Raw genomic sequence first — 3,394 nt, 5'->3', positions numbered from 1 at the left:
AAGGAACGCTTTTTTATATGTAGAACCTTTATTTCTTCTAAATCTTGAGTCTGCAAAAAGTAATACTGTTTCAAACGTATCCCAGTAAGGTTTTCCATCTTTTTTATGTAAGTTTTCTTTCCATTTTTCGTCGTTTCCAAAGTTTGCAAGTATTTCTTTAACTCTTTTGAAGTACTCTTCTTTAGAAAGACCTGTAGCTCTTTTTACATCTTCATCATCATAAAGTTTTTCTGCATCTTCAAGAAGATTTCCGTAAACAAACTCACTTACAAATCCAGATGCAAATCTTTGTTTGTATTTTCCACCAAATCCAGAAAGTTTACCCATTCCAGAAATAGCCATTTCGTTTTCTGTTGAAAGACCCCCAAATGGTCCAAGTCTTCCTGTTAAACCAGGAATTGATGCTATCGCTCTGTGGTTTAACACACCGTTGAAGTACTTACCAATTGAGAAACCAACAGTTAATTGAACAACTTTTGGAAGGGCTATATCTTTAGCAAGCTCTTCAACCAATTTAGGATGAACACCTGTTAATTTCCATGTTTTTTCTTTGCTGAACTTTCTTGCTTCCTGTTTTAAAAGCTCAAATACAGTTGTAACTTTAACTTTTGAACCATCTTTAAGAGTTACTTCCCATGTTCCTTCTAATGCTGGGTCAATATCCCATGTAACATCGTGAAGTCTTAATGTTTTTACAGGGTTTCCTTCTGTTCCCGGCATTAAAGCTATTTTGTTTGATTTATTGTTGAATGCAAAGAAACATGAAGCAGGTTCAAATTCTCCACCCTCTTCTTCTGCTTTTGCTTTTAAAGCTTTATAAACTTCTTCATCAAACTCTGCTGGTGGATTTTCTTCGTCAATATCTTCAAGTCTTAATAACTTTTTATTGTCTAATCTTACAAGGAAAGGAAGGTCTGTGAAGTGTTTTACAAATTCTGGTTTATACATTTTTTTCTGGATAATCTCATCAATAACTGCCATTGCAAGATAACCATCATATCCAGCCTTTACAGGTATCCAGAGGTCTGCGTGAATAGCAGTTGAGTTAAATTCTGGGGCTATAACAATAACCTTTGCACCATTGTATCTTCCTTCCCATACAAAGTGAGCATCAGGAATTCTTGATGTATTAGGGTTCATACCCCACCAAACCTGTGTATTAACAGTGTAGTAGTAGTCCCATGTACAACCTACATTACCTTCACCATAAACTGCAGTAACACCTGCAAACATATCACCAACGTAAGATGCTATATAAGGTCTTTGAGCTCCAAGCTGAGTACCAAGTCTTTTACCAGATGCAGCTCTTGCTTCTGTAAGCATACCTGCACCAACGTGTACGTAAAGACCTTCAGGACCTTTTTCAAGCATTGTTTTATAGATGTTTTCAGCTATTTCTGTAATAGCCTCATCCCATGTAATTCTTTTCCACTTTCCTTCCCCTCTTTTTCCTACTCTTTTAAGTGGATAAAGTATTCTGTCTTTTTCATACATTACCTGTGAGTGCTGAACACCCTTATTACATCCTCTTGGGTTAAAGTCAGGTATTTTTGCGTTGATTTGAGGATAGTTTGCAACCTGGTTTTCTCTTGTAACTATCCCATTATCTACCCATACGTCCCATGCACAGTTACCTTGACAGTTTACACAGTGATATGCCGTACCGTGATCATCTTTTCTCGGACCGTACGTATAAGCAAATTCTTTTCTATACATATTTTCTGTAAAAGAAGTATTTGGATAAGACGCCCTTGGGTTTTCTACAATCAGGGCTTTGTCTTTTGCAAAGGCAGCATTCCCACCAACTGTAAGGCCTGCTCCTGTAACACTAAGAGCTTTTAAGAAGTTTCTTCTTGATAAGGCCATTATTTTACCTCCTTATAAATTGCGTTTATTAAGATATTCTTATCACATAATAATCAGGAAAACAAGGGGCAATAAACCCCTATTTTATTATAAACAACCTCCTCCACCACCAGCTTTTGGAGGAACATATTCATCTTCTTCAGTAGGATATCCTGCATCAAGCCAAGCCTTCATACCACCTTTTACATTCTGGACAATCTTAAATTTTTGGGCACATTTTTTGAAAATTTCTGGATTTCCATCCTCTGAAACTATTACTGTAGGTAAGTAAAAGTTTATATGGTCTTTTGCATCTTCAGGTGTTTTAGATAAATCGCAGTCTGGCATAGGAATAGAACCAGGTATATGTTCTAAAGTGTAAAATTGATAATCTTCAGCATCATCTTCCTCTTCTTCAGACGGCTGATAAGGTCTAACATCTATTACCTGTAAATTTATTCTTGGATTTCCTAATTTTTTATAAAGCTGTTCTACTGTAAGAGGTAAATTTTTCTGTAATTCCACTTGTTTTTTTCCAAAACTTAAAACTAACAACGCTAAAACAGCAATAATGCCAATATATATTGCTCTTTCAATTTTTGGACTCATCTTCATTCCTCCACCTGTGCTGTTGCCTGTGATACCTGCTGCTCAAGTTTTGATATATTGCCTTTTATACCTACCAAGGCAATAATTAATACAACAATACCTATCCAGTACAGTACTCTTTCTATCATACTCATTACATAACCCCCTAATCGTAAACTTTATCAGATTCAGTTTTAGCTTCCATAAACTTGCTCCATCTTCCAAAGTAAATAAGGTTTGCTGTAAGAACGCCAACAATGAAATAAGTACCAGATTGAACCATAGAACCTATTGAAAGGGTTGGATACGCAGATAAGAATGCTCCTGTTGTACAACCTCCACCTACCATTGCACCGTAAGCAAGACCTATTCCTGCAAAGAAAACAAGTACTATTCTAACCCATGGTACAGATGTTACAGATTCTGCAAAAGAAGGTGGAACTATATCAAATTTAAATGTTCTTGAAATTATGGCACTTAAAAATGCACCTGGAAGAACTCCAAGTATTAAACCAGCGTGCCAGATAATTCCCTCATTTATGCGAGGAATTACTGCTATAGGATGACCTATTAAATGTGATACCCATCCAACAAGTGCAAGTGTCGCTCCTGAAAATCCTAAGTAATCACCTTGAGCTGTTGCCCATGTAATTATAAGACCTGCAGCCACACCAGAAGGAAGCCAGTGCCATTCTTCTTTTAAAGAAATAAAAGGTTTTCCCTCTTCGTATTTTTTAGCAGGGTCTAACCAGTTGGCAATTAAAGCGAATATTATAAATAAAACACCCCACGCAACAGCTACTACGCCGTAAGGTAATCCTAACACTCCATATAAGGTAAGTTTTTCCTTAGCTCCTAATATACCAGCTTCTACAAGAGCAGGTTTAGTTGCGCTGTAAAGTAGTATACCAACAACTAACCCAATTACTCCACCGATAGCTACGAATTTTCCAGCTCCTAC

4 protein-coding genes are annotated in these 3,394 nt (G+C 36.7%); all 4 read right to left on the bottom strand.

Annotation, left to right across the window (positions count from 1 at the left end):
• A partial coding sequence (locus tag HG1285_RS05245; RefSeq protein WP_008288443.1) for a molybdopterin-dependent oxidoreductase occupies positions 1 to 1,866 on the bottom strand: 1,866 nt, incomplete at its 3' end.
• An 87-nt stretch (positions 1,867 to 1,953) separates the two neighbouring features.
• Positions 1,954 to 2,454: a rhodanese-like domain-containing protein gene (locus HG1285_RS05250; protein WP_032496851.1), complete on the bottom strand. Its 501-nt coding sequence runs from the start codon at positions 2,452 to 2,454 to the stop codon at positions 1,954 to 1,956.
• 2 nt (positions 2,455 to 2,456) lie between these two features.
• The gene (locus HG1285_RS20515) at positions 2,457 to 2,588 is read right to left on the bottom strand and encodes a hypothetical protein (RefSeq protein ID WP_008288441.1); all 132 of its coding nucleotides are present in this window, start codon (positions 2,586 to 2,588) and stop codon (positions 2,457 to 2,459) included.
• 11 nt (positions 2,589 to 2,599) lie between these two features.
• Positions 2,600 to 3,394, bottom strand: a 795-nt coding sequence (locus tag HG1285_RS05255) for a YeeE/YedE thiosulfate transporter family protein (RefSeq protein WP_008288440.1), incomplete at its 5' end; no start/stop codon positions are given.

The sequence above is a fragment of the Hydrogenivirga sp. 128-5-R1-1 genome (assembly GCF_000171895.1).
The sequence above is the reverse complement of the archived record's forward strand: the minus strand, read 5'-3'. Positions and strand labels throughout refer to the sequence as shown.